Annotated in this window: 25 protein-coding genes; 7 read left to right on the top strand and 18 right to left on the bottom strand. The window is 47.3% G+C overall.

Translation table 11 applies throughout. From position 1 onward, the window contains the following. A partial coding sequence (locus ACXIT9_RS08775; RefSeq protein ID WP_458055860.1) for a 6-bladed beta-propeller occupies nt 1–865 on the top strand: 865 nt, incomplete at its 5' end. After that, a complete protein-coding gene (locus ACXIT9_RS08770; protein WP_458055859.1) occupies nt 862–1,767 on the top strand; it encodes a peroxiredoxin family protein in 906 nt (301 codons plus the stop codon). The genes ACXIT9_RS08775 and ACXIT9_RS08770, both read left to right, overlap by 4 nt. Nucleotides 1,768–1,839: 72 nt before the next feature. Here ACXIT9_RS08770 and ACXIT9_RS08765 read toward each other — a convergent pair whose 3' ends face one another. The 6 genes from ACXIT9_RS08765 to ACXIT9_RS08740 all read right to left on the bottom strand — a co-directional run bounded on the left by ACXIT9_RS08765 (nt 1,840) and on the right by ACXIT9_RS08740 (nt 7,578). Then, nucleotides 1,840–2,442 carry a DUF2179 domain-containing protein gene (locus ACXIT9_RS08765; protein ID WP_458055858.1) on the bottom strand — a complete coding sequence of 201 codons (603 nt, stop codon included), beginning with the start codon at nt 2,440–2,442 and terminating at the stop codon, nt 1,840–1,842. Nucleotides 2,443–2,479: 37 nt separating this feature from the next. Then, nucleotides 2,480–3,697, bottom strand: coding sequence for a CynX/NimT family MFS transporter (locus ACXIT9_RS08760; RefSeq protein WP_458055857.1), 1,218 nt, complete (start codon nt 3,695–3,697; stop codon nt 2,480–2,482). Next, nucleotides 3,698–4,732: a ferrochelatase gene (hemH, locus tag ACXIT9_RS08755; protein ID WP_458055856.1), complete on the bottom strand. Its 1,035-nt coding sequence runs from the start codon at nt 4,730–4,732 to the stop codon at nt 3,698–3,700. It lies immediately after the preceding gene. 181 nt (nt 4,733–4,913) lie between these two features. Continuing rightward, on the bottom strand, nt 4,914–5,405 hold the full coding sequence (locus ACXIT9_RS08750; RefSeq protein WP_458055855.1) for a DUF4168 domain-containing protein: 492 nt from the start codon (nt 5,403–5,405) through the stop codon (nt 4,914–4,916). Nucleotides 5,406–5,499: 94 nt separating this feature from the next. Continuing rightward, nucleotides 5,500–6,744 carry a cation:proton antiporter gene (locus ACXIT9_RS08745; RefSeq protein ID WP_458055854.1) on the bottom strand — a complete coding sequence of 415 codons (1,245 nt, stop codon included), beginning with the start codon at nt 6,742–6,744 and terminating at the stop codon, nt 5,500–5,502. Nucleotides 6,745–6,747: 3 nt separating this feature from the next. Further along, a complete protein-coding gene (locus ACXIT9_RS08740) occupies nt 6,748–7,578 on the bottom strand; it encodes a universal stress protein (protein WP_458055853.1) in 831 nt (276 codons plus the stop codon). A gap of 226 nt (nt 7,579–7,804) precedes the next feature. Between ACXIT9_RS08740 and ACXIT9_RS08735 the strand changes: the two genes are divergently transcribed. After that, on the top strand, nt 7,805–9,412 hold the full coding sequence (locus ACXIT9_RS08735) for a M14 family metallopeptidase (protein ID WP_458055852.1): 1,608 nt from the start codon (nt 7,805–7,807) through the stop codon (nt 9,410–9,412). 10 nt (nt 9,413–9,422) lie between these two features. After that, complete coding sequence (locus ACXIT9_RS08730) at nt 9,423–11,165, top strand: M14 family metallopeptidase (protein ID WP_458055851.1); 1,743 nt, start codon at nt 9,423–9,425, stop codon at nt 11,163–11,165. Between the two features lie 129 nt (nt 11,166–11,294). Here ACXIT9_RS08730 and trxA read toward each other — a convergent pair whose 3' ends face one another. From trxA to ACXIT9_RS08675, 11 genes are all read right to left on the bottom strand, one after another. Further along, nucleotides 11,295–11,600, bottom strand: a complete 306-nt coding sequence (gene trxA / locus ACXIT9_RS08725; protein WP_458055850.1) for a thioredoxin — start codon at nt 11,598–11,600, stop codon at nt 11,295–11,297. Between the two features lie 179 nt (nt 11,601–11,779). Then, entirely contained in the window at nt 11,780–12,316 is a 537-nt protein-coding gene (locus ACXIT9_RS08720) for an OmpH family outer membrane protein (RefSeq protein ID WP_458055849.1), read from the bottom strand. Between the two features lie 16 nt (nt 12,317–12,332). Next, complete coding sequence (locus tag ACXIT9_RS08715) at nt 12,333–12,866, bottom strand: OmpH family outer membrane protein (protein WP_458055848.1); 534 nt, start codon at nt 12,864–12,866, stop codon at nt 12,333–12,335. Nucleotides 12,867–12,882: 16 nt separating this feature from the next. Then, on the bottom strand, nt 12,883–15,597 hold the full coding sequence (locus ACXIT9_RS08710; protein ID WP_458055847.1) for a BamA/OMP85 family outer membrane protein: 2,715 nt from the start codon (nt 15,595–15,597) through the stop codon (nt 12,883–12,885). 4 nt (nt 15,598–15,601) lie between these two features. Continuing rightward, the gene (locus ACXIT9_RS08705) at nt 15,602–16,339 is read right to left on the bottom strand and encodes an isoprenyl transferase (protein ID WP_458055846.1); all 738 of its coding nucleotides are present in this window, start codon (nt 16,337–16,339) and stop codon (nt 15,602–15,604) included. Nucleotides 16,340–16,416: 77 nt separating this feature from the next. After that, a complete protein-coding gene (gene porG, locus ACXIT9_RS08700; protein WP_458055845.1) occupies nt 16,417–17,340 on the bottom strand; it encodes a type IX secretion system protein PorG in 924 nt (307 codons plus the stop codon). Between the two features lie 133 nt (nt 17,341–17,473). Further along, nucleotides 17,474–18,349, bottom strand: a complete 876-nt coding sequence (locus ACXIT9_RS08695) for an NAD kinase (protein ID WP_458055844.1) — start codon at nt 18,347–18,349, stop codon at nt 17,474–17,476. Nucleotides 18,350–18,358: 9 nt separating this feature from the next. Beyond that, entirely contained in the window at nt 18,359–19,024 is a 666-nt protein-coding gene (locus ACXIT9_RS08690; protein ID WP_458055843.1) for a CBS domain-containing protein, read from the bottom strand. A gap of 187 nt (nt 19,025–19,211) precedes the next feature. After that, entirely contained in the window at nt 19,212–19,826 is a 615-nt protein-coding gene (locus ACXIT9_RS08685; protein WP_458055842.1) for an anthranilate synthase component II, read from the bottom strand. Continuing rightward, nucleotides 19,810–20,352 carry a CvpA family protein gene (locus ACXIT9_RS08680; protein WP_458055841.1) on the bottom strand — a complete coding sequence of 181 codons (543 nt, stop codon included), beginning with the start codon at nt 20,350–20,352 and terminating at the stop codon, nt 19,810–19,812. Before ACXIT9_RS08680 ends, ACXIT9_RS08685 begins: the two co-directional genes overlap by 17 nt. 17 nt (nt 20,353–20,369) lie before the next feature. Then, a complete protein-coding gene (locus ACXIT9_RS08675; RefSeq protein WP_458055840.1) occupies nt 20,370–20,825 on the bottom strand; it encodes a GatB/YqeY domain-containing protein in 456 nt (151 codons plus the stop codon). A 60-nt stretch (nt 20,826–20,885) separates the two neighbouring features. Here ACXIT9_RS08675 and ACXIT9_RS08670 point away from each other — a divergent pair, with 60 nt between their 5' ends. From ACXIT9_RS08670 to ACXIT9_RS08660, 3 genes are read left to right on the top strand one after another with little or no spacing between them, the layout of a single operon-like run. After that, the gene (locus ACXIT9_RS08670; protein WP_458055839.1) at nt 20,886–21,614 is read left to right on the top strand and encodes a pyridoxine 5'-phosphate synthase; all 729 of its coding nucleotides are present in this window, start codon (nt 20,886–20,888) and stop codon (nt 21,612–21,614) included. Next, nucleotides 21,611–22,372 carry an alpha/beta fold hydrolase gene (locus ACXIT9_RS08665; protein WP_458055838.1) on the top strand — a complete coding sequence of 254 codons (762 nt, stop codon included), beginning with the start codon at nt 21,611–21,613 and terminating at the stop codon, nt 22,370–22,372. The genes ACXIT9_RS08670 and ACXIT9_RS08665 overlap by 4 nt, the downstream gene beginning before the upstream one ends. Continuing rightward, nucleotides 22,369–23,088 carry an SAM-dependent methyltransferase gene (locus ACXIT9_RS08660; RefSeq protein ID WP_458055837.1) on the top strand — a complete coding sequence of 240 codons (720 nt, stop codon included), beginning with the start codon at nt 22,369–22,371 and terminating at the stop codon, nt 23,086–23,088. The genes ACXIT9_RS08665 and ACXIT9_RS08660 overlap by 4 nt, the downstream gene beginning before the upstream one ends. Before the next feature lie 171 nt (nt 23,089–23,259). On the opposite strand, the gene ACXIT9_RS08655 is transcribed toward ACXIT9_RS08660, so the two are convergent. Then, a complete protein-coding gene (locus tag ACXIT9_RS08655) occupies nt 23,260–24,678 on the bottom strand; it encodes a transglycosylase SLT domain-containing protein (protein WP_458055836.1) in 1,419 nt (472 codons plus the stop codon). Nucleotides 24,679–24,696: the final 18 nt, after the last annotated feature.

The raw sequence follows: 24,696 nt of genomic DNA, 5'->3' as shown, positions 1-24,696 counted from the left end.
TCGCGAATTGAGAGATATCGTCCTATACCCAAGTACCAATGAAATAGGAGTTTTGGATGGCGATAAGATTATCTGGTACAATACCGGAGACGGTTCTTTTACAGGCGCAGCGACTGAATTGAAAAACATTATGTTAGACAAGGTTAGCCTACTAGATTCTAACCGCCTTATCGGCTATGCAGGTAACCAATGTTTTTCAAAACAATATTGCTCAAGCTTCTATAGCTTTACTAAAAATGGCGAAATAACGAATCAGTATTTGCCCATTCAAAAAAAAGGAAAAGACCTTTATATAGACCATGAAAATCCTTTTTCAGGAGGTAGGTATAGCATTGGCTTTACACATCTACTAAATGATACACTATACACAATCGATGCAAGCGATCAAATGGTACCTAAAGTGCTATTTGACTTTACCGATATGGCAGCGAAAAAAAAATCCGCGCTATTAGAAAATATAAAAGACTATAAAAGTTGGTTCAACAGATCATTGAAAGATAAAACTGTTAAAGGTTTGGTGTCTTACCATGAAACGAATGATGCCATCCAATTTGAATTTCGCCGCGGAACAGATATAATATGGGGACTATATCTAAAAAAAACCAAAAGACTGACTTTGACTGATGAATTAATTTCTGAACGAATACTAGTAAACAATAATAATACAGGAATTTATGAAGATAAATTCATTAGCTATATATCTGGAGACATCATTTTGCAAATTAATGAATATTTATCCTCGGAGGAACCTGATAAACAAAACATCATAGACATGCTGGGAAATGATGTGTACGACTATGTGGAATCTTTAGATGGAGTAGCCAATCCGATTATAGTTTTCTCAAAATTTAAAAATGACCTATGAGATATATTATATTTTCATCCTTTTCATGGCTTTTAACCGGTTGTAGCATCTATTTCCTAGCCAAACTGAAAAAAGCCCTATTGCTTACGTCGCTATGCCTTATTTATTTTTCTATTCAACTGTCTGGGCAAAGTATCCTAAAAATACCCTACACGATTGAGCCTGATTCAAGTGCCTTCATAAAGACACATACGAATGCAGATAGCGTCTTTTATACAGGAGCACACCATGGCACAGCACACTTGTTCGGTCATGACTTAAGCATAAATTTTGAATTTTCATTGGACCCCAATCTGAGGAAGTCCGAGATAACTATAACGAATGAAAATGGGCCTGTTGGAGCTATAAAAAAAGAAGAAGACCTGTTACGCATTGGAAAACGAATCTATCGATACAAAGGGGTCGATCTACACCAGCAACACATACTCTTAGAAAGAGTGGGGTTACCTTATTCGTTTTGGTCAAAAGACGCAAGTCACTATGCTCCTTATTTTGAGGGAGTTGAATTTACTAGTAAAAACCAAATATCCTTAAAAGACTTACGGGGGAAATATGTGTTTCTCAACTTTTGGGGTACCTGGTGTGGTTCATGCATGGCTAAAATCCCCTCCATAGCGCAAGCCTTTAAGGAATTAGAAAGTGAAAACATCATCTTCTTAGGTATAGCCAGCGAATCACGAAAGGGCTTCGGGAAGGTACTTGATAAACATCAAATAGCCTGGCCACAAATTCTTGCTGACAAAAAAAACGAAATCATTGAAAAATTTACTATTTCAAGTTATCCAACCACCATGCTTCTGGGCCCAGACGGGAAAATTATCGATACCAACCTGAATGAACAAAGCCTGGCGCAGTCCATTCGACAGTACATGGAGCTATATAACCTCGCTTTAGAAGAATAAAATAGATTGAGTTTCTGTTTGCATCCCTTCCGTAGACATCGCCTACAATACGATCGTTGGCTTTCACACAACTTATTTCCGAATGAGACTCCGCAACTTGGCACTGAAACGCGGTTTATCTTCCATCACATTCAGCTCATCCTCACTCACGCGCTTTACGCTTTCGATGGTGTAAAAGGCTTTCTCATCCACTGCCTTCAGCTTCTCGACAAAACGCTCCAAACTATCCCGCTTCATGACAGTAAAAACCAAGTTCACTTTGCCGTAGCGCCCCTCTGCGCCCACGACTGTAAAGCGGTAGTTTTCGTCTTTCATATAATCGAGCAGCGGCGTCAGTGGCGAGGGCGAAATCACCCGTACAAGCACACGCCCGAGCGCCAGTCGTTCCTCTATGGTCATCCCCACATAATTCCCCATTGCAAAGCCTCCTGCATAAGCGATGTAAGACATGGGATTATCGATGTTTTGAAAAATTTGGCCGATGGCCAAAAGCCAGATCATAGCCTCAAAAAAGCCCAAGACGGGAGCCACATTCTTTTTCCCATTTAGGACAAACATGATCCGCAGGGTATTAATAGAAACGTCCGACACACGCGCTAAAAAAATCAGCACAGGCATGATGACGTAGCTAAAGAGCGTAGGAGAAACGCCGAGTTCGGCGAGAAATTCTTGCATAGTAATCGAGTAGTTTGGCGCTGCAAAGGTACAGAAATCAGGAAACTTTTTCAGCTTGCGCCCGGGCTTTTGCCTCTACCGTGGTGGCTTTTCCGGCCTGAAGGCCAAAGAGCCAGAACAACACGGTGCAGGCCAGCATCAGATAAAGTAAATGGTCCCAATTGCCGAAGGCATCAAAGACCAAACCAAAGCAAACAGGCCCCAATGCCGCCAAATAGTAGCCTGCCGACTGGGCCATACCTGAGAGCGCTCCTGTGGTCTGCTCGTCCTCCGTTCGTAAGCCGATCATCGTGTAAGCCAGCGAGATACTGGACCCCATACTCGTTCCTAGAATGACCATACAGGCATACAGTACGGCTGTATTTTCAATAAACAGTAGGCTAAACCCGATCAGGTAGCCCGCACTTACCAGGCTAACCGCTCCCTGCTGCTGGCGAAACTTGACCGCAAAAATAGGCGCCAAAAAAGAACCCGCCAAGCCGATAAGTTGCATCACAGAAAGCAGTAACCCTGCTTTGGCGGTGCTGTAGCCCCTGGCCACCAGCATGTCAGGGAACCAGCTGACCAGTGTAAAGAAGAGTAAAGACTGCACCCCAAGCACCATACTGACCTGCCAGGCCAAAGGTGACTTCCATACGCTCACCCCTGCAGGCAGTGCTTCTCCACGGGGCTGCTGGCCCTCCTTACGCTGCATCTGTGGCCACCAGAGTAAAATTCCGATAAGCACCAGCAGTGCCCAAGCAACCAGCGAACCTCTCCACCCTAAACCCTTAAACTCTGCCAAGGGAGCCGCCAACCCAGAGGCTACCGCCGCAAAAAGCGCCATCCCCGTGGTATAAAGCGAGGTCAAAAGCCCAATGCGATTTGGCTCCCTTTTTTTAATCAGAGGAATGAGCAGCACATTACAAATCACGATTCCTACGCCCGTAAGCCCCGTCCCCAAAAAGAGCCAAAACGGATCAGGCAAGTACCGAAGGAGGGTGCCGACAAAGATTATAACCAGCGCCCAGCCGATCGCAGGAGCCAAGCCTAGCCGCCGTCCGATGCGCGCACTCACGAGCGAAAAAGTAGCAAAGGTGAGCAGAGGTAGCGTGGTTAAAAAGCCTGCCATCGTATTCGAAAGCCCTAAGTCCTCCTTTATATACGGCACCAAAGGACCTATGCCCGTAATCGCTGGACGTAGGTTAAACGAAATAAAAAGAATCCCCACGATAAAAAACCATGAGGATCCTGTAAACGAATGAGAACGTGTCATCTAGGTGTTTTTTTCTACTAAATCCTTCACGCATTCCACCCAAGTGTCACGTGAATTTAAACTGGGAACCAGATCCCAGCGCTCGCCTCCCAGCTCTTCGAACTCCTCCTTGTACTCCTCCCCTACTTCCACGGTTGTCTCTAAACAGTCCGCCACGAATGCAGGCGAGAAAACAAGCACTTTCTTAATGCCCTCCTTTGCCAGCTCTTCGATAATATCTTCCGTATACGGCTTGATCCACGGATCTTTCCCCAGACGCGACTGGAAACAGGTAAGCACCTTTTCCTCCGGAAGCCCCAGTTTATCAGCTATTAAGCGCGTGGTATGAAAGCACTGCCCACGATAGCAAAACTGATTTTTCTTCGTATAATTCGCACAGCACTTATCACTCAGCTGACAGTAGCCATCCACAGACCCCTTGCGAATCTGACGTTCTGGCAGTCCATGATAGGAGAATAGATACCGGTCGTACTGCTCCTGCTCCATCATTTCTCGTCCCAGCTCAGCCCAAGCCTCCAGAAAGAGCGGATGGTCCACGAAATTATTCACAAAAGTAATGTTGGGGATAATTTGCCACGTGCGCGCGATTTCCATCACCCTATCCACCACCGACCCATTCGTCGCCGAAGCGTACTGTGGAAACAGAGAGATCACGATGATTTTCTTTACATTCGCCTTGTTCAGCTTTTTTAAGCCCTCCTCTATACTTGGAGACTGGTAGCGCATGGCGATTTCAACTTCATACTGGCGCATATCTAATTTTTCCACCAGCTTTTCTCGAAGATCTTGCGTATGAAAAAGTAGCGGGCTGCCCCGTTCTGTCCACAGCTTACGGTATTCCTTCGCTGACTTGGGGGCTCGAAACGGCGCGATAATCAAGTTGACCAGCATCCATCGCGGGATATACGGAAAGTCGATTACACGTCCATCCATTAAAAACTGACGTAAATACTTCCGCACATCCCCCGTGGCAGTACTGTCCGGCGTGCCTAAATTAACCAGCAGGACACCCGTTTTTGCTTTGTTCTTCTGCATACTTTTTTAAAAACTTCTCAGCTTATAAAAGCCAAAATTACACGTAATGTTCCACATATACGATTTTTCTTTCGATCAGGCATAGACAAAATCGATTTAAAACCGAAAAAGCCTTTCCCCGCACACGAGGTGGAGGAAAGGCCTTTTATTTTGCCCTCTCGGGCAAAGTAAAGCGAGTCGATTATCCTTCGTCTTCAGCCATCATTTTTTCTACTTTATCGCGCACCTCAGGATCTTGCTGGTAGGCCATAAAGATCATTTGGAACTTCTGCTGCCCGAGATCACTTTTCTCGATCATTTCCATGACCTCTCCCTGCAGTTCTTCCTGCATTTTCATCACCATCTGTCCTACCTTATTGAAGGTGGCCATCTCTTCCTCGTCTTTAGCTACTTCCGAGAGCTTTCCCTGCTCCTGAGCTTGGGCGATCTGCTGAAAACGCATGATTTCCATGCCCTCTTCCTCGATTTTAGCGACCATTTTCTGCTGCATGGCCTCCTGCTTCGGCATAATTTTCTTGTTTAAGTCCACAAAGGCCTCCAGATCTTTGTCCGAAATATCCGCAGGAGCTCCCTGATTTTGTGGCATCATTTGCTGCGCAAATGCCCCAAAACTGACCAGAAGTGCACATATAAAACTTAAACCGATGAATTTTCTTACAAATGAACGTTGCATAATGAATCTTTAGGTTTGGATTTGTTTTATCGATAAAAGTACAAAAACACGACCACTTTTAACAGAAAACAGTTAATTTTTGACTTTTTTTAAATTAGACGGATACTTCAGAGGGCTTTTTAAGGGCCCAGCGCATAAGTGGACCGCTACTCATACTGGTCACGATAGCCATGATGACTAGAGCCACAAACAGCTGCTCGCCAATCAGACCATTTTCCAAAGCGATCAAGCCGAGGATAATTTCCATGGCCCCCCGGGCATTCATCCCAAAACCTACTGCCAAAGCTTCCTTCACCTGGAATCCCCCCTTATAAGCTCCATAACCACTCCCTACGATTTTTCCTGCAAAAGAAATCGCTAAAACAGCCAAGGTAAGCAGCAAGTCGAAGTTGGCTATAAAGTTTATTTTCAACCCGATAGAAACGAAAAACAGGGGAGCAAAGATGTTATTAATAAACTGATGGACGATTTCTTTCGCACGCTCCGACATGTGCTCACTATCACCTAGCGCCACACCCAAAAGAAAAGCACCGAAAATAGAGTGAATGCCTAACCATTCCGTAAAGGCCGCTGCCAAAAAACAGAAGGCCATCGAAAGGGAGAGCACCCCACCCGGCCATGCAAGCTTTTTGTTTACCCATGGCAGCACCCTATTGATAATCATTTTCCCTAGCGTAAGCATAAAGAAGGTAAAGAACAGCGTGATACCGATCGTTTGCGCCAGCGAAAGCGAGCCTGCCTTCCCCATAAAGGAAAGGATCACGGAGAAAATCAGCCAGCCGATGATATCATTCACCATAGCGGAGGCGACGATAAGCATGCCCATTTTCGTTTTAAACAGGTCCAGATCCATCAATATCCGCACCACTACTGGCAGTGCAGTAATCGACATGGCCGTCCCCATAAAGAGCGAAAAGAGTAAGCGGTCGCCCTCTCCCATACCGAAGAAATCCGCAAAATAATACGGAAACACAAAACCCAGAGCGAAAGGGACGATCAAGCCCAGCAGCGAGATGCTGAGTGCGGATTTACCCTGTGACCAGACCAGGTGAAGCTCTACTTCCAGTCCTGCGATAAACAGGAGCAGCACGACAGCGATCTGTACAAAACCGTCTAGCGCGATATTCGCATCTGCATTCGATGCAAAAAAGAAATCAAAACCATCTGGACTTAAGGTTCCCAAAATAGTAGGGCCGAGCAGAATACCCGCCAATAATTCTCCGACAACTGCCGGTTGTCTGAACTTTTGGGCCACCTCTGCTAACACCCGCGCCAGCAGGAGCATAACTGCTAGCTGCAGAAACAGGTTGATGACCGCTGCATGTGATAAACTCTCCATAGGCTAAGGCTTTAAAATCAAAAGATTACACGGCAGATTCGAGAGCATGTCTTCGAGGTCATGCGGGAAAAGACGGTCAATAAAGCCTAAATTACCTTCATCGCCTAATACGAGGAGGTTAGCTTGTGACTCTGTCGCAAACTTCGCCAGCTCCACGGCCCACTTGCCGGAGGTGACCTTAATGGTGATGCGCTGCTGCTGGCAGTCGATGCCATCTAAAATATCTTGGACGTATTTAATCTCTTCCGCTACGAGCTTTTTCCGCATTTGGGAGGCTTCCTGTTCGCCCCCTTCTGCCGCTGTAGCCATCTGAAAGCCATACATCTTGATTTCATTCACGATAAAAATCCGGGGGTCTGGCTCCAGGCGAGCCAGCTGAAGCCCCGAGGCGATTACCGCGGGGGTTTGCGCCTGCTGGGTGCCATTGATGACGATACGGCTAAAGTGCTGGGGCTCAGTGCTCGGCTCGATGAGGGTCAGGACAGCACATTTAGCCCTACGAATGATTTTTCGCGCTACAGACCCGGTATAGTAGGTAAAGAACCCTTCTGATTTCAGGGCGCCCGTAATCAGTAGGTCCACCCCCTGTCGTTCACAGACTTCCAGAATCTTTTTCACCGGCTTGCCCTTTTCCCAAACGATTTGTGTACGGGCAGGATCTATCTGATACCGGGTACACACATTCTGTAATTTTTCCTCTAAAGCAGCGCTATGCTCACCCACATGGATGAGGAGCAGCTCAGACTGAAAAAGGGTTTTTAGGCGCTTGGCTTCGGCGATAAGGGCCTCCATTCGTGGCGAAAAAGCGACGGCTAAAGCTATTTTTTTAAACATGGCGAAGGAATAGGAAAGTGGAAGATAAAACAATTCTGCTGCTTAAAAAAATGGGGCTCCACCCGCACCCTTTAAAGCGCGCATTTACCGCTTATCCGATAGCCCATCAGCCTTCTTGACTTCGCGTTCCGTATGGCTGAAAAAAATGCTAATATCGCTTGTTGGAAATCCGATAAATCTCATAAGTAGATAAACTGATTACAAGCAAAACCAAAAAATAACGTTTATGAAAAAAAAGTATCTCTCCCTCCTGGCCGGCATGGGGCTGCTGCTCGGTAGCAGTGAACTGACCATGGCGCAGGGAGACTACCCGACACTTTCCCAAATCGACCAGCGGGTGAAGCAAATAGGTAATTCCCCCGTCGCATCGGTGAAGAGCCTGACGAAAACTGCTGGAGGAAAGGATATCTGGGCGATCCAAATCGGTACGGGCGACCGAGACAATAAACCCGCGCTGGCCATCGTAGGCGGCATAGAAGGTTTTCATGTGCTCAGTGTGGAGCTCGCGCTCCAATTTGCGGAACGCATCAGCCAAGAACGTCCCGATGTACTGGAAAATGTAAGCTTTTACGTATTCCCGAATATGTCGCCAGATGCTTATGCCCAATACCATGCGAGCTTGAAATACGAGCGCCGCGGAAATGCGGCTAAAGTCGATCAAGATCGCGACGGCCGCGTGAGTGAAGATCCCTATGTCGACCTAAACCGCGATGGGATGATCACACTCATGCGCGTAGAAAATGCGATGGGGACTTTTATGCCACATGCGGAAGACCCGCGCGTCATGGTTTTAGCAGACACTAAAAAAGGCGAAAAAGGGAGCTACATGGTCTATCCGGAAAGTAGAGACCAAGATAAAGACGGGGAGTTCGGTGAAGACCTCGAGGAAGGTATCGCTTTTAACAGAAGCCTGACCTACAAGTTCCCTATTTTCACGCCGCTTGCAGGTGATTTCGCTGTCTCCCAAGAAGAAAGCCGTGCGCTGCTCGACTATCTTTTCGATCAGTGGAACATTTTCGGTTTCGTAAGCTTTAGCCCTGCGAACAACCTGTCCGCTCCACTCAAATACAATCCGGCAGATGCCAGAAAACGCGTCGTAACCAGCATGCTAGAAAAGGATGTAGCGCTGAACAGCATGATCTCCTCCATGTATAATGAGGTAGCAGATAAGGCCTACTTACAAACGAACCAAGGTACTGACGGAGACTTTTTCCAGTGGGCCTATTTTCATTTTGGCCGTCTAAGCTTGAGCACACCTGCCTGGTGGGCACCTGAAACTAAGCCGGCAGAGGGAAAAGCCAGCAGCCACCCTGAAGTAAACTTCCTGGCTTGGGCAGACCAAGAAGGGATCGATGCCTTTGTCCCCTGGACAGCGGTAGAGCATCCCGACTTCCCCGGCAAAAAGGTAGAAGTTGGAGGCATTAAGCCTTTCTTGCTGTACAATCCGCCCTTCGAAAAAGTAGCCGATATCGCCACGACACATACCGATTTCATTTTGTCTTTGGCCGCTAAGGCCCCTAAGCTAGAATTTCACGACGTGAAAACCGAAAAGCTAAGTAATGGATTGACACGGGTCACCGCCACGCTATACAATAACTCTCCACTTCCTACCCATACAGAGATGGGGCAGCGTTCGCGCTGGCTGCGCAAAGTACGCGTGGACATCAACAAAAAAGCGGATGACTTAGTAGCGGGGCAAAAAATTAAATTAATAAACAGCCTAGGCGCTTTTGAAAAAGTAACCATGAGCTGGGTCATTCAGGGCAGCGGTTCTGTGGAAGTACAAGCAGGAGCTGCACACACGGGCTTCGCAAAATTTAATGTAAACCTGTAAGTAGTAAGAAATGAAAGTAAAAAACTGGTTATATACGACAGCACTTGGAGCAGCCCTCAGCATCGGCGCACTCCAAACGGGGCAGGCGCAGGAGCGTTACTTCCGCGCCATAGGAACACCCCATAACCCTAAAGTACAGGTATCCTGGAATCGCTACCATACAAACTTGGCTTTAGAGGAAATCATGAGGGACATGGTAAAACAGCACCCTAACCTGGTGAAGCTCACCAGTATCGGTAAGTCCTACGAGGGGAATGACATCTGGGTCCTGACAGTTACCGACTTTAGCACCGGAAAGGCTGAGGATAAGCCCGCCATGTGGATAGATGGAAATATCCACTCGAATGAGATTCAAGGGACGGAATTTACCCTCTACACGGCCTGGTACCTCACCGAAATGTATGGCGATCTGGATTTTATCACCGAACTACTAAAGGACAAAACCTTCTACATCGCCCCGACCATAAATCCTGATGCCCATGATTACTTCATAAAGGAGGCGAATACCCAAAACTCGCCCCGCTCAGGTATGATGACCTTCGATACCGATGGAGATGGCGAGGCTGGAGAAGATCCTTTCGATGACTTAAATGGAGACGGACACATCACCATGATGATTCGTAAGTCCCCTACAGGTCGCTACGTGAAAGACCAGATGGATCCACGTAAACTGATCATGGTGGCTCAGGACCAGCAGGGAGAATACGAAATGCTCGGCTATGAAGGAATCGATAGAGATGGTGACGGCCGCGTAAATGAAGACGGCGTCGGTGGCTACGACCCGAACAGAGACTGGGGCTGGAACTGGCAGCCAGACTATATCCAGGGGGGCGCACTTCGCTATCCTTTCAGCGTGCCTGAAAACCGCGCCGTTATGGAGTTTATCATGAAGCACCCAAACATCGCCGCCGCCCAAAGTTACCATAACTACGGGGGGATGATCTTACGCGGCCCAGGAGCAGCAGAGGATCTAGACACCTATAACCGCAGCGACATCAGCATTTACGATGCCATCGCCAAAAAAGGGGAAGAATTCATGCCCGGATATCGATACCTAGTCGTGTATAAAGACCTTTACTCTGTATTCGGCGGCCAGCTGGACTGGTTCTATGGAGGAAGAGGGATCTTTACCTACTCGAATGAACTGATGACGTCCTACCTGTACTTCCACCAAAATGCCGGCCGCGGAAATCAGGATGAACAGATGAAAGTAGATACGTACTTGACTTTCGGTGATGCTTTCGTCAACTGGGAAACTTACAATCACCCGCAGTATGGGGAAATCGAAATCGGTGGATTCAAGAAAAACTTTGGTCGACTTCACCCTGGGTTCCTCATGGAACAAGATGCGCATCGTAACTCTGCCTTCACCATCTTACACGCCTATCATACGCCAAAACTCAGCGTGATGGATGTAAAAGAAAAGGACCTTGGAAGAGGGTTAAAAGAGATTACCGCCACCATCTATAACGAACGACTGATTCCTACCCACTCCTCTCAGGATTTAAAGTACAAAATCGAACGCCCAGATCACGTAAAAATCGAAGGCGTTAATGTTATAGCTGGCTTTATCGTGGAAAACGAAGATTTCAACAGACTAACAGAACAGACCGTAGACCCACAAACCATGCTTGTGGCAAACATCCCCGGCATGAATGCGGTAAAAGTACGCTGGATCGTTTCGGGCAACACGAATCGCTACAGCATAAAAGTTGACTCTGCTAAAGGTGGAAAGGCCTCCTGGTCGAAATAAGTCGTAAAGACGTTTCAGCATGAGGTCCTGATGGCCTCCTCTTCGCGCCTTTCCGGCGCAAAGCAAATAAAAAGCCACTCCAAAACGGTATACACAGCCTCTGGAGTGGCTTTTCTATTCGCGTCTTCTTTATAAAAACCCCTTTAGCTGCTGCTGTATATTCCTTTTGGTTTGATAGCCTCCCTTACGCCAAAGAATTTTTCCCTTTCCTACTAGCATAAAATGCGGAATTGAACGAACACCAAAGGTGCGCGCTGCCTCAGGGTTACGATCAATATTTACCTTATATAGGCGTATCTTCCCCCCAGACTCAGCCACCACTTCCTCTATTATGGGTGTCATGGTCCTACAGGGACCGCACCAGTCGGCATAAAAATCAACAAGGATCAGCCCCTCCTGTTGCTTGAATAGAGCCTGTAGTTTTTGCTTCGACATACATTTTTTGTTCTTAGTATAACAAGTTCTTCATCGCCCATATAGTTCGCTTATCCCTAATGATGAAGCCCAATACCTACGCCATAAGGCACTTCGTGTAGCTCCCTACCCCAACCAAGTACGCATAAAAAAGGACTGCCGAAACAGTCCTTTTTTATTTGGTAGTATTAAAAACCGAATTACTCTTCAGGGATTTCAATACCCAGTTTGGTGAGTACTAGCTCTGTAAACTTGTCTTCATCTCTTGTGTACAGCAGTACAGGGTTATTTCCTGCAGCCTCAGAGAAAATATGCGTGTAGTTGTTCTCGGCAGCTACAGCATTAATGGCGTTAAATACTTTGTTTTGAACCGGCTCTAACAGCTCTTGTAATTTACGCTGATAAGATACTTGCGCATCCTGCTCGAATTTCTGTAATTCTTGCTGCTCTTTTTGTAATTCTTGCTCGCGCTGAGCACGCGCATCATCTGTCATCGTTTGAGCAGCCTGCTGATACGACTGAACTTTTCGCTGGAAGCTTTGCGCCTTCGTTTGGATGTTCGTTTGAAGCTGCTGCTGATAATCTTGTAAATCGGCACCGATCTGCTCCATCTCTGGCATTAAGTCCATGATAAGTTCTACGTTCGTGTAACCGATCTTGAGATCAGACTGCGCCTGTGCCACGAAACCTGCGAAAAGCATTAAAGCCGCAGCGAGAACAACTTTCATTTTCATCATTGTAGTGTAGTTTAATTTACTTTTTTTCTATTCCTAATTCTTCCAGAACGAATTCTGAGTAATCATGTATAGGATCGGTATAAATCAATCCCGTACTAGCAGCTTTATCGATAATCATACCCAGACGGTTTCGTTTGGCTACTTTATCTATCGCATCATAAATCTTGGATTGCAGCGGCTGGAGTAACTCTGCCTGTTTCTGAAAGTAAAGTCCATTCACGCCGAAAACCCGATTGTTAAAAGCTAAAGATTCCTTCTCCTTCTCTTTTATCGTCTTCAAACGCTCACTGTACATTTCCTCCGTCAACAAAACTTCCTCAGCTTTTAGTGCCGTATGCATCTCTTTTATTTCTGCATCTAAGGCTCTTGCTTGCTCTTTCCAATCCTTTTGAAGCGCCTCTAGTTCCTTCTGAACTACCTGGTAATCCGGATGCATATTTAAAATATACTCCGAATCTATGTATCCGAATTTTTGTGCCAAACTTTCTTGGTGCGACAAATATACACCTAAGAGAAGGAGAATACAGCCTATTTTAGCAATTCTTAACATAAGCTTTTACAAACGATTAACGGAACTGCTGCCCGATGGTAAAGTGAAACTGTGGTCCACTTCTACCTGTCATACGCGGATCGAATTCCTCTAAGCTATCGAATCCATATCCCCAGTCAATCCCTAACAAGCCAAAGGCAGGCATAAAGATTCGAGCTCCTACACCGGCAGAACGCTTGAGGTTAAATGGATTAAAGTCCGCATAATTCCCCCAGTTATTCCCCGCCTCGGCGAAGCCAAGAAGGAAAATCGTAGCCGATGGATTAGGAGAAACCAAGAATCGTAGCTCCATAACGTGCTTGTTATAAACGACACCGCCGAAGGGCTCATTGGAATTTGGGTCGAATCGACCTACCACACCCGGTGTGATCGCCTGATTCTCATAACCTCGTAAACCGATGATTTCTTGACCTAAGGCGAAGTTATTAAAGTTCATACCATCCCCACCTAAAACAAAGCGCTCTAGCGGAATAATGCCTACTCTGTCTCCATAAGAGCCTAGGAAGCCCATATGGGTCCGCGCACTTAGCACCCACTTGGTGGAACCGAACACCGGAGTATAAAAGGTACCATCAAACATCCACTTATGATATTCTAACCATCTGAAGCGCTCCTCGTCCGGAGACTCTCTGTCGATGTTCGGATTCATGGATGTATAGGGCGGCGTAAAGGAAGTCGCTAAGCTTATGCTCGACCCTAGACGAGGATAAATCGGATTGTCAATGTTGTTTCGCGATATCGTCGTATTTAACGCTAAGCTGTTCGCACGCCCACTCGCAAAGCTCAACCCAAACTGACGTCCAAACTGATCAAAGTTATACACCTGATACTGAAGTGCTGTACTAATAGAAAAGTAATCATCCGGGAACGTGACACGCTGAGAAAGACCAAGCGTCACACCCGTAATTTGGAATGAACCGATTTCCCGCGTAGGATCCTGCCTGTTAAAGAAGTCAAGCTGGCGCTGCACAGAGTGATTAAAACTAAAGCTGAGCGCTTTCGGCTTTTTCCCACCGAACCAAGGCTCCGTGAGCGAAACGCTGTAGTTCTGGAAAGCCCGACCATTCGCCTGTACACGTAAAGAAAGCTTTTGGCCATCGCCTACCGGCAAAGGTTTCCACTTTTCTAAATTCCCTATGTTCCGGATAGAAAAGTTATTGAAAACTAGACCCACCGTACCGACGAACCCAAAGAAACCTCCCCAGCCACCAGAGAGCTCGATTTGGTCATTCGGGCGCTCTTCCAACTTGAAGATAATGTCTACTGTGGCATCTGCTGGGTTCGGACGTAAGTCAGGCTCTATATTTTCGGGATCGAAATAGCCCAACTGAGACAGCTCCCGGATGGTACGAACGAGTAAACTCCTATTGAATTTCTGACCCGGGAGAATCCGGATTTCCCGCATGACCACATGATCCGCTGTACGCTCATTTCCTTCGATGCTTACAGAATTTACCGTCACCTGAGGCCCCTCCACGATTCTGAGCTCTAGGTCGATAGAATCCCCTTCGACTTTTACTTCGACAGGATCGATGTTAAAGAACAAATAACCATCATCCTGATAAAGAGAAGAGATATCGTCTCCACGCTGCGGATCATAGTTCAATCGTTTATCTAATTTCTCCTTATTGTAGACGTCACCCTTAGAAATCGCTAACTTGGCACGTAATACCTCATCTTCGTGAATATAGTTCCCCACAAAGTTGATGTCGCGATAATAATACTTCTTCCCCTCCTCCAACTTGATCTTCATATTAATCGTGTTCGAAGAAAAGGCATAAATCGAGTCGCTCAAAATTTCCGCATCCCGGTAACCCCTGGAATTGTAGAAATTAACTAACGAGCTTTTATCCTCACGGAAATCTTTCACAACATACTTAGATGCACTGAAAAAATTAGGTTTCACTGTACGCGAAAAATAATCGATAACATCTTCTCGGTCAGCAGGAGTACGGTACCAGATCGCATCAGCGGCAGAACTTGGCGTCGTATTCGTCAAGCGGCTTGCTAAATCACGAAAAATATGCACACGCGCATGCTCTTTTGTGTTTTTCAACTTAGACTTTACCCGGCGATCAGAAATGTTCTCGTTTCCTTCGATTTGGATTTCGTTAATACGAACTTTCGACATCTTATCGACATCGAAGCGAATCTTTACAGAATTAGGAAGGGTAGTATCCCTTTCCTGAATCATTTTAACTTCTGTATTTAAGAAGCCTTTATCGACGAAATACTGACGAATATTACGCTGAGAGGTGCTCATCACATCTTCTCGCACCACGCGCCCCCTGATTTTTACCTTATCGCGAAGTTCACTCTCCTGAGTTTTATTGATACCGGAAAACTCTACACGGCTAAAGCGTGGACGCTCAGTAAGCTCGATCAAAAGCGAGATATCATCTCCCTCGATTTTTGTCACGAGAATCTTTACATCCCCGATGATCCCCTGCCCCCAAAGCTTCTTTAAAGCATCAGAGATCTCGTCTCCTGGCACAGAAATCTGATCATCCACACGCAGACCTGCTAATGAAATGATCGCATTTTCATCTAAGGTCGCTAAACCTACCGCGCTGATCTCCGCTATCCGGAATTTCTGAGGATTCGCATAATTAAGCTCCAGAATATTCACTGGGCGGCTCGTAGCGAAGCGACTCTGCCCCAGACGAATCTGGGCACTCAGCTCTCCACCTACCAACCATAAGATGAGAATCGCAAGTAAACTTTTTTTCATTTCATTAAGATTTTACTTGAGCTCCAGTCTTTCCAAACCGGCGCTCTCTACGTTGAAAGTCCAACACTGCCTCATAGAGATGTACTTTCCTGAAATCAGGCCACAGTACATCTGTGAAGTAAAGCTCTGTGTAGGCCATTTGCCACAAAAGGAAATTACTAATTCGGTATTCCCCACTAGTCCGGACTAATAACTCGGGGTCCGGATACTCCGCCGTGCACAGATGTGACGCGATAAGCTCTTGGCTAATCGCCTCCACCTCCATTTCCTTGTTCGCTACTTTTTCGGCAATGCCCTTCATGGCCTGTTGGATATCCCAGCGTCCACTGTAACTTAAAGCTAAAATTACCGTTAAACCTGTATTATGAGCAGTTTTGGCGATACCCTCCTCCAGTTTTCCTTTGCAATGCCCAGGAAGACTGCTGCGATCGCCGATGGATACCAGACGAACATTATTCGCCATCATACTATCCATTTCGCTCATAACCGTGTGTACCACCAGCTCCATGATGGCATTCACTTCGTACTGCGGTCTAGACCAGTTCTCTGTAGAAAAGGTATACAGCGTCAGGTACTCCGCCCCCACGTCATCGGAAGCTTCGATCACGTCACGCACAGCCTGAATCGCATTTTTATGCCCAAAGACGCGCATGGCACCTTTCTTTTGTGCCCAGCGCCCGTTCCCGTCCATAATCACTGCGATATGGCGAGGCACATTCTCCTTATTAATCTGATCTAACATTACTTGATTTACAGGTAATTATAAATTCGAGGTACAAAAATGCCATTTCTTTTTTAGAATTCGTACCAATTTACGAATTAATTGAAACAGCGTACCCGTGTGATAAGATAACTTATGTTAAAATTTAAAAAATAGTAGTAATCCCTATCCGCATGATAGCGGCCATCGTGTCTAAATTCTACCTCACTCGGCGGCCCAAATGTTGGACTATCCGCAGTACCTGGAGATGCAGGGGGAACGAGTGGAAGCTGATGTTGAGTAGGTCCTGAAAAGCGATTTGTACCAATCCTTTGAACAGGGGCCGTGGTATTTGGATCATCATAATTTTCAGAAATACCATCTAAGTTATCTGTGAACGTAAGCCGAATACTCGCTTCTACACTAAAAATCCAGCGTTCGGACAACTTATACTTTACCCCAACCCCTAAAGGAACAATCAAAGAGCCGCCTCTTGGCCTCTCTATTTCTTTGGCCTCCCCATCAATAAGTTCAGTGCTTCGTACCTGCACTGGCCCAGACCCACTGTCTTTTAATCGAAGTATTTCTCTAAAAGGAGCAGAAGACGCCCCCCTAGTAGAATGGAAAAACCCACCCAGGCCAAATAAGGCATAAGGAGAAAATTTTACCGGCACCTGCGGGTTCATGTAATCCAGGAAGTGATACTCCATCACCGCATGCCCCTCGAAAATATCCGAACGAAAAAAAGCATTTCGTGCGATATTCGCCGCATCATGCCGCGCTAAACTATCCGCCCCACTCACACGACCGTAAGCCAGACCCAGACGAAGGGTCCACACATTGTCGAAATTTCGCTTGCCAAAGACCGTACCATGAAGACCCAGGCGACTGTTGTCCAAGCGGCGCGCGATATCCCCCGTATAAGAGGCTACCCCTAATCCACCGCCTATTTCGTAACTCTGCGCATGCACGCCCGAGAAAAACGAAAAAAAGATGCTCCCTAAAAGAAGCAAACCCTTAAGAAACAAACCTAATCTCTTCAAGACACTGCAAGTTATTTAAACCTAAACGCATTTAAAACGCCCCTTCTTATCTTTCGGGTTAAATATTGTTAAGCTACCCTGGCGACACGAACAGCAAAATTACAGGAAAACCCCACAAATAATTCTTTTTCTACTAGTTTCTCATATCATAGCCCCAGTTCAGCTTTTCCCGCAGGGTATCAAAATAATGATAGGTAGAAAATTTAACCAAACGCGCACAAAAGGGCGCCTTCTGCACCTGAAGGGAAATCCCCGCATCCACTGCCGTCGAGCGAGAATCTAACGATACTAAAAACTTCTTGCTCCGCCCCTCTATCGTAAAGCGCAGCACCGACTCATCACTGACGATGATCGGACGTACATTCAAATTATGAGGAGAAACGGGCGTCAACACAAAATTCTTGGCTCCCGGTGTGATCAAGGGACCCCCACAGCTCAAGCTGTAACCCGTAGACCCCGTAGGGGTAGCCACAATAAGGCCATCCGCCCAATAGCTATTTAAATATAAATCATCTACATACGTATGCACCGTAATCATCGAGGAAGTGTCGCGCTTATGGATCGTAAACTCATTCAACCCGAAATGAATCCCTTTAAACAAGGTCCTATCACTCGATACCTCAAGAAGCGTCCTGGACTCCACTGCATATTGCCCTTCCATTAAGTCGAGCACCATCTGGTCGAGCTGATCCTTAGCCACAGTAGCTAAAAACCCTAAACGCCCTGTGTTGATTCCGATAATCGGTATCTCAGCCGCACCTACCTTCGCCACCGTATCTAGCATGGTACCATCCCCTCCCACGGAGAAAACGAAATCCAGCTCCTGCTCCTGCAGCGCTCCCTCTAAAACCTGAAAATAAGCAGGCTTCTTACCTGCCTTCTGTAGGGCCTGAAACAATTCGCGACTTAAAAACAGCTGATGACCCAAGCCATGCAGCCGTTCACATAGGTCATGAAAAAACGGTAGAAACTCTTTTTTGAGTCCCATACCGTGAAAAGCTATCTGCATATATCTCGTTTATAGATCCAAAAACCGGAACAAGTTACCGATACGATCCTCATCCTGACTCGCCTCCGCTTCTTCCGTATACTGATCTACTACTTTATAGCCAAAACGCTCAAGGGTAGCACGGATATGCCGCAGCTCTTTCTTGTCTAATTTTAGCGTTACTTTAATCTTACTGGCGTCTAAAGGATCAGCAGCTATAAAACTACTTAATATCTTGGCATTTTCCGACTCCAGCACGCGAGAAATCTCATGCATACTGTAATCCGTCATATGCATGGAAAGCACGATAACCGCGCCCTCCGACTGTACCGTAAAGGTTTCCGAAAAGGCATTTACCGCATCCTGAAGCGTTACCACACCCTTATAAACCCCCTGTCGATCCACTACAGCTACCATCTTCAGCTCATGCTCGGCAGCCACACGCATCACCTCGTAAATGTGCTTGTCCTCGAAGACAAAGGCCGTAGCATCCTCTATCTCACAGGCACTAATCGGCAGCAGCCGATCATTCACCTCATAAATAAGCGTGTCGCTGATGAAACCGAGAAAGTTCCCCTTGTCGATCACAGGCAGCACATCGGTGCGTAGCTCTTCCATCCACGAAAGCGCTAAACCTGTGGTATCCCCTAATTTTAAGGGAGGGATAGAAGCATGTATAAACTGGGAAACTTGCATACGCCTGAACTTAATGTGTATGATTAAAACTGATTGTTCATACTTCTTGTTTCAAAAACCCTACCAAAAGACTTCTCTAAAAAGCAAATCGAACACTCTAATTTACATAATTTTTAATAAACAACAATAACCGATAGGTTTTTTTCAGCGAATAAATGCTTAACACTGAAAAACCTTAACAAAAGAGCTATTTTATTGCCAACCCACCTCCGAAAGAAACTTTAGGGATAGATTTAGAAGCCAGCCATTTTGACCAGTTCTGGATAATCTCCATGCCAAAATCAGTCATACAAGCCTCCGGGTGATACTGAAGACCTAAAATAGGAAGACTGCAATGCACAAAGCCCATCAGCACTCCCTCCTCCGTTTCTAATAGTGGCAAGAACTCCTCCGGTAAATCCTGAACCACTAAACTGTGGTAGCGGGTCACAGAAAATGACATCGGTAGCCCAAGTAATACATTATGCTGCACATTCGCAAACACTTTATGGACTTTTCCATGTATGGGACGCTCCCCCGCCACTATACGGGCACCCGCATACTGTGCGATCGCCTGATGCCCCAGGCAAATCCCCAACAGGGGCAATTGGCGCCGCAGCGCCTCCCCCACGTAATCCAACAGATACCCCGAGGAATCCGGAGTCCCTGGACCTGGAGAAAGCACCACACCGATAATCTCCTCCCATGGCTGCGCACACACCGCTGCATCATTCCGAATGATACGCACAGGATATCCCAGTCGACCGACATAGTCCGCCAACATATACGAGAAAGAATCGAAATTATCAATCAATAAAAGCATCCGGAAAGGTTTCTACAAGTTCCGCCACCTTATTCATCGACTCCGTGGCGACAGGAATATACGCATCCAGCGCCTCGATAAAAACAGGCGCCAAGGGCCGGATATAGGCATAAGCAGGCACCTCATGCACCTCCTCCATATACGGAAACTGGAAGCGATCCGAGATCCATGCCAGCAAGCTAAGCACAAAAAGCGCCTTAAACACCCCTAACAAAGCCCCCGCCAAACGGTCTAAAGGCCCTAAAAGCAGCATATCGATGGCCTGCCGGGCCACTAAACTCAGCAGCCGCACAAAAAATAACAATAAAAAAAACAACAACATAAAAGACACAAAGGGAAGAAAAAACGTTAGCTCCTGCACATGCCGAGCCAGCAGTTCCGTCCCCCTGTCCATCAGCCGAAATGCCAGGTACATGGCCATAAAAAATCCCACCAGGGAAAGGATGCCCACCAGTAGCCCCTGCTTGAAACCCGTCCAAGCACCGAACACCACCGCCGCCAATATGACCCATGTAACCCAATTCATCCTGAAAATAAAATTCCTTACGCTAATGCCGCTAAAAGTGACTTCACCTTTTCGCTGATTAATTTACCCTCGGCCTTACCGGCTAAAGCCTTCGAAGCAGCCCCCATCACCTTACCCATGTCTTTCGGGCCACTCGCCCCGACCTGCTGGATAATAGCCGAAACCGCCTCCGTTAATTCCTCCTCCGTGAGCTGCTTGGGTAAAAATTCCTGAATCACCGCCAGCTCCGCCTGCTCTACCTCGGCGAGATCCGCACGCCCCTGCTCCGTATAAATCGCCGCAGAATCACTACGCTGCTTGGCTGCCTTCGTTAATAACTTCAGCTCCTCTTCCTCGCTCATCTCCGCAGCGCCCCCCTTCGTTTCCTCTAACAGGATAAGGGATTTAATCGCTCGAAGCGCACGTAAACGATCCTTTTCCTTTGCCAGCATGGCTTTTTTGATCTCACTTTCTATGGCTTGCTTTAAACTCATGACCTTGTTCTTAGTGTTAATACATTAACTTTGTAACAAATTTAATCTTAATCTGAGGAAATGACACAGTTAAGTGTAAATATTAATAAAATCGCGACCCTGCGTAATGCCCGCGGTGGAAATAATCCGAACCTCCTACAGGTCGCCCTCGACGCAGAACGCTTCGGGGCCCAAGGCATCACCGTACACCCCCGCCCAGATGAGCGCCATATCCGCTACCAGGATGTCCATGACCTAAAACCTGCTCTCAGCACCGAGTTTAACATCGAAGGTTATCCCGATCGCCGCTTCCTGGATCTCATCAAGGCGGTGCGCCCTGCGCAAACGACCCTCGTGCCCGACCCTCCCCATGTCCTCACCTCGAACACCGGCTGGGATACGATCCAGCATCAAGCCATGCTGCGCGACATCGTGGCTGAATTACACAGCTATGGCACCCGCGTCAGCATCTTTATCAATCCCGAGCCGAAATACTTCGAGCCCGCGAAAGCCTGCGGCACGGACCGTGTAGAGCTTTACACAGGCCCTTACGCAGAGCAATTCCACCAAAACCAGGAAGCTGCCGTAGCCCCCTACGTGGAGGTCGGCCTGCTGGCCAAAGACCTCGGACTCGGCCTTAACGCCGGACATGATCTAGACCTCCATAACCTAGCCTTCCTTAAAGCACGCATCCCTCACCTTTTGGAAGTCTCCATCGGACACGCCCTTATCTGTGATGCCCTGTATTTTGGCCTGGAAAACACCATCCAAATGTACCGCAGACAACTTGAACTGGACACCACATCATGAAACTCGCTCATAAAACCCTCGGAAACGGCCCCGTCTTGGTCATCTTACATGGCCTCTTTGGCTCTGCTGATAACTGGCTCAGCATCGCACGCGAGCTAGAAGAATCCTTCAGCCTAGTCCTGGTGGATCAGCGAAATCACGGAGACTCTCCGCATAGCAGCACTTGGAACTACTCGGTCATGGCCGAAGACCTAGCAGAACTGCTGGACGACCTGGGACACGAACGCATCTACCTCATGGGCCACAGCATGGGCGGAAAAACAGCCATGCGCTTCGCCACCCAATACCCCGAGCGCGTGGAAAAACTCCTCGTCGCGGACATTGCCCCCCGGGCCTACCCCATCCACCATCAGGAAATTTTAGCCGGACTGAATGCCGTCGAGGTGGGGCGCCTTAGCAGCCGCAAAGAAGCCGATGAGCAGCTTGCCCAGCACATTTCCCATAAAGGAATCCGACAGTTTCTTTTAAAAGCACTCGCCCGAGATGAGCAAAAAGGCTTTAAATGGCGGATTAATCTCCCCGTTATCACGGAAAAAATCGAAGAAGTGGGACAAGCACTGCCGGATGATGCCCGCTTCGAAGGCAGCACCCTCTTTATGGGAGGGGCGAACTCAGACTACATCCGGGAAGAGGACAAAGCACTCATCCAGACGCATTTCCCGAATAGCAATTTAATATACATCAAGCAAGCCGGACACTGGTTGCATGCTGAGCAGCCAGACGCGGTGATCCAAACCATTAAAGCCTTTTTCAAATGAGCTCCACTACAGGCCGTCTCTTTCTGATTCCCGTCGTGCTCGCACCAGATACCGCACACCGCGTCATTAGTCCGGAGATACGCGAAATCATTCCACTTATCCAGCACTTTTATGTCGAAAATGTGCGTACAGCACGGCGTTTTATCAGCAGCTTGCAGCTGGGACTTAACATTCCCGACCTGCAGTTTGACATACTGGATAAAAAAACGAAAGCACCTGCGCTGAAAGGAATGCTAGATCTTCTGGCCTCCGGCCAAAACGTAGGCATCATGTCGGAAGCGGGATGCCCTGGAATCGCTGACCCCGGAAGCTTAGCAGTACGCTTAGCACATGAAAATGAAGTGGAAGTAGTACCCCTTTCGGGACCTAGCGCCATGTTTTTAGCCCTCATGGCTTCAGGCTTTAATGGACAGAGCTTTACCTTCCATGGCTACCTGCCGATAGACAAAAAAGAGAGACAGCAGCGGATCACAGAAATCGAAAACGAATCGGCTCGCCTCCGCAGGACACAGCTCTTCATGGAAACACCTTTTCGAAACGACAGCCTCTTTCAAGATCTCTTGAAACACGCGCACCCGGAAACAGCCCTCTGCGTGGCCGCGGAGATCACCTCCGAAAATGCCTTTATCCAAACGAAGCGAATACACGAGTGGAAAAAAGCAGTCCCTGAACTGCATAAACGCCCCACTGTTTTCGCCCTTTACGCCGCCGAATGAGGGACCTACCTAGAGCAGAGCAGAACGCAGGCAGCGAAATAGCAAAGGCGCTTTCAGCAGGAACTTCAAGAAATAGAATGCTGTAACAGAAAAAAAAAAACGGCAGGAAAAGGTACGAAGCCTCTTCCTGCCGTTTTTTTTTACCGTCCCCTCCCCTTAGGAGCGGAACTATTAGCTGATCAAGGCCCGGTACGCCTCGAACAAGGCCAGAATATCTTCTACATAGCGCACGGCTAAGTGGCCCTTGGCGAAGCCACTGCGCACCACCGGATCCCGGTAATACTTCGGATTAGATTTTTGTTCTAAAAAGTAACTAACACTTTCCCAGACATACGCCCTAGCCCCATTTTTTAAGGCCAGACGCCAGGCATCAAGCACATGCCCATGCCCGATATTATAAGAGGCTAAAATAAACTTGATGCGCTCCTGCGTATCGGGAACCTTATCTTTCCAAAAGACATCTAGGTAGCGCAGGTACTGTACACCTCCCATCAGACTCTCGTGAGGATCCAGCGGATTATCTACACCAAAACGCTCTAACGTAACCGGCATCAGTTGTAATAATCCCAGAGCGCCGGCATAACTTTTCGCCTCATTGTCGAATTGAGACTCCTTATAAACTAAGGAGGCAAGTAGGCGCCAGTCCCAACCCAATTCATCGGCCGCTTGCTGAATCGCCTGATCATAAGGTGAGATCTTTTGCCCAGCGACAGAAGAAAACGGGCTATTACTACGGAAATAGGCATTTCTGGAATCTAAAAAATACTTGTGATAAAGTATCGCTTGATAACCGCTTTCACGTGCGTCCTCCAGCCAGCCGTTTAAGGCCGCTAATAGCATGGGTGCATTCGGACGCAGTCCCCAGGAGACGGCGGAAGCCTCTCCCAAGCTAAGCGCTGCTTGTAGGTCAGCATGATAGGTGGCCTGTACAGAAGCGATATCCGTATCTACTACAGTGTAGCCGATTTCCTGATTTATAACTCGAGCCACCAGCGTTTCGCGATCACTTTCCACAGCGTCGATGTGGAAGGGTAACTTTAGCGTATCCCGTAGCTGCTCCAGCTGCTCCAAATGCACCGTCCCGGCGGGGACATGTACTGTTCTTCCCGCTAACTCCTCCACCTTACGCAGCCGATTGGTATTTCCATGCTGCACCAGCACAGGCCCCATTTCGGCGATTGGCACACTGAATGCCAGACGATCCATCCGCTCTTCGGTGGGCGTCAAATTCATAGCAATGACGTCAGCCTTTCCTGCATAAAGTAATTGTGTCGCTTGCTCTACATCGTCCACAAGTATAATACGAAGACCCACGTCTAGAGAGGCTGCAAACTTCTTGAGCAACTCATACTCGTAACCCATCTGCCTTCCTTTATATAAGTAAAAGCTCGTAGAGCGATTCTCCACGACCGCCCGTAAGTAACCACGAGCGATAACTTCTTCAAGATCTAAATCCACCAAGACAGGGGCGTCCCACGTAGAATCTTCTTCCGCATGGATGGAGGTGCAGGAATTCACGGTGACAAAAAGCAAAGCACCTAGCGCCCAGAAAAGCAGTACGCACTTCTTAAATTTTGTAATTTCAACCATAATAAAATGTACCTTACA

The sequence above is a fragment of the Nitritalea sp. genome (assembly GCF_054166705.1).
Note: the sequence above shows the minus strand (reverse complement) of the source record. Positions and strands in the feature narration are given on the sequence as shown.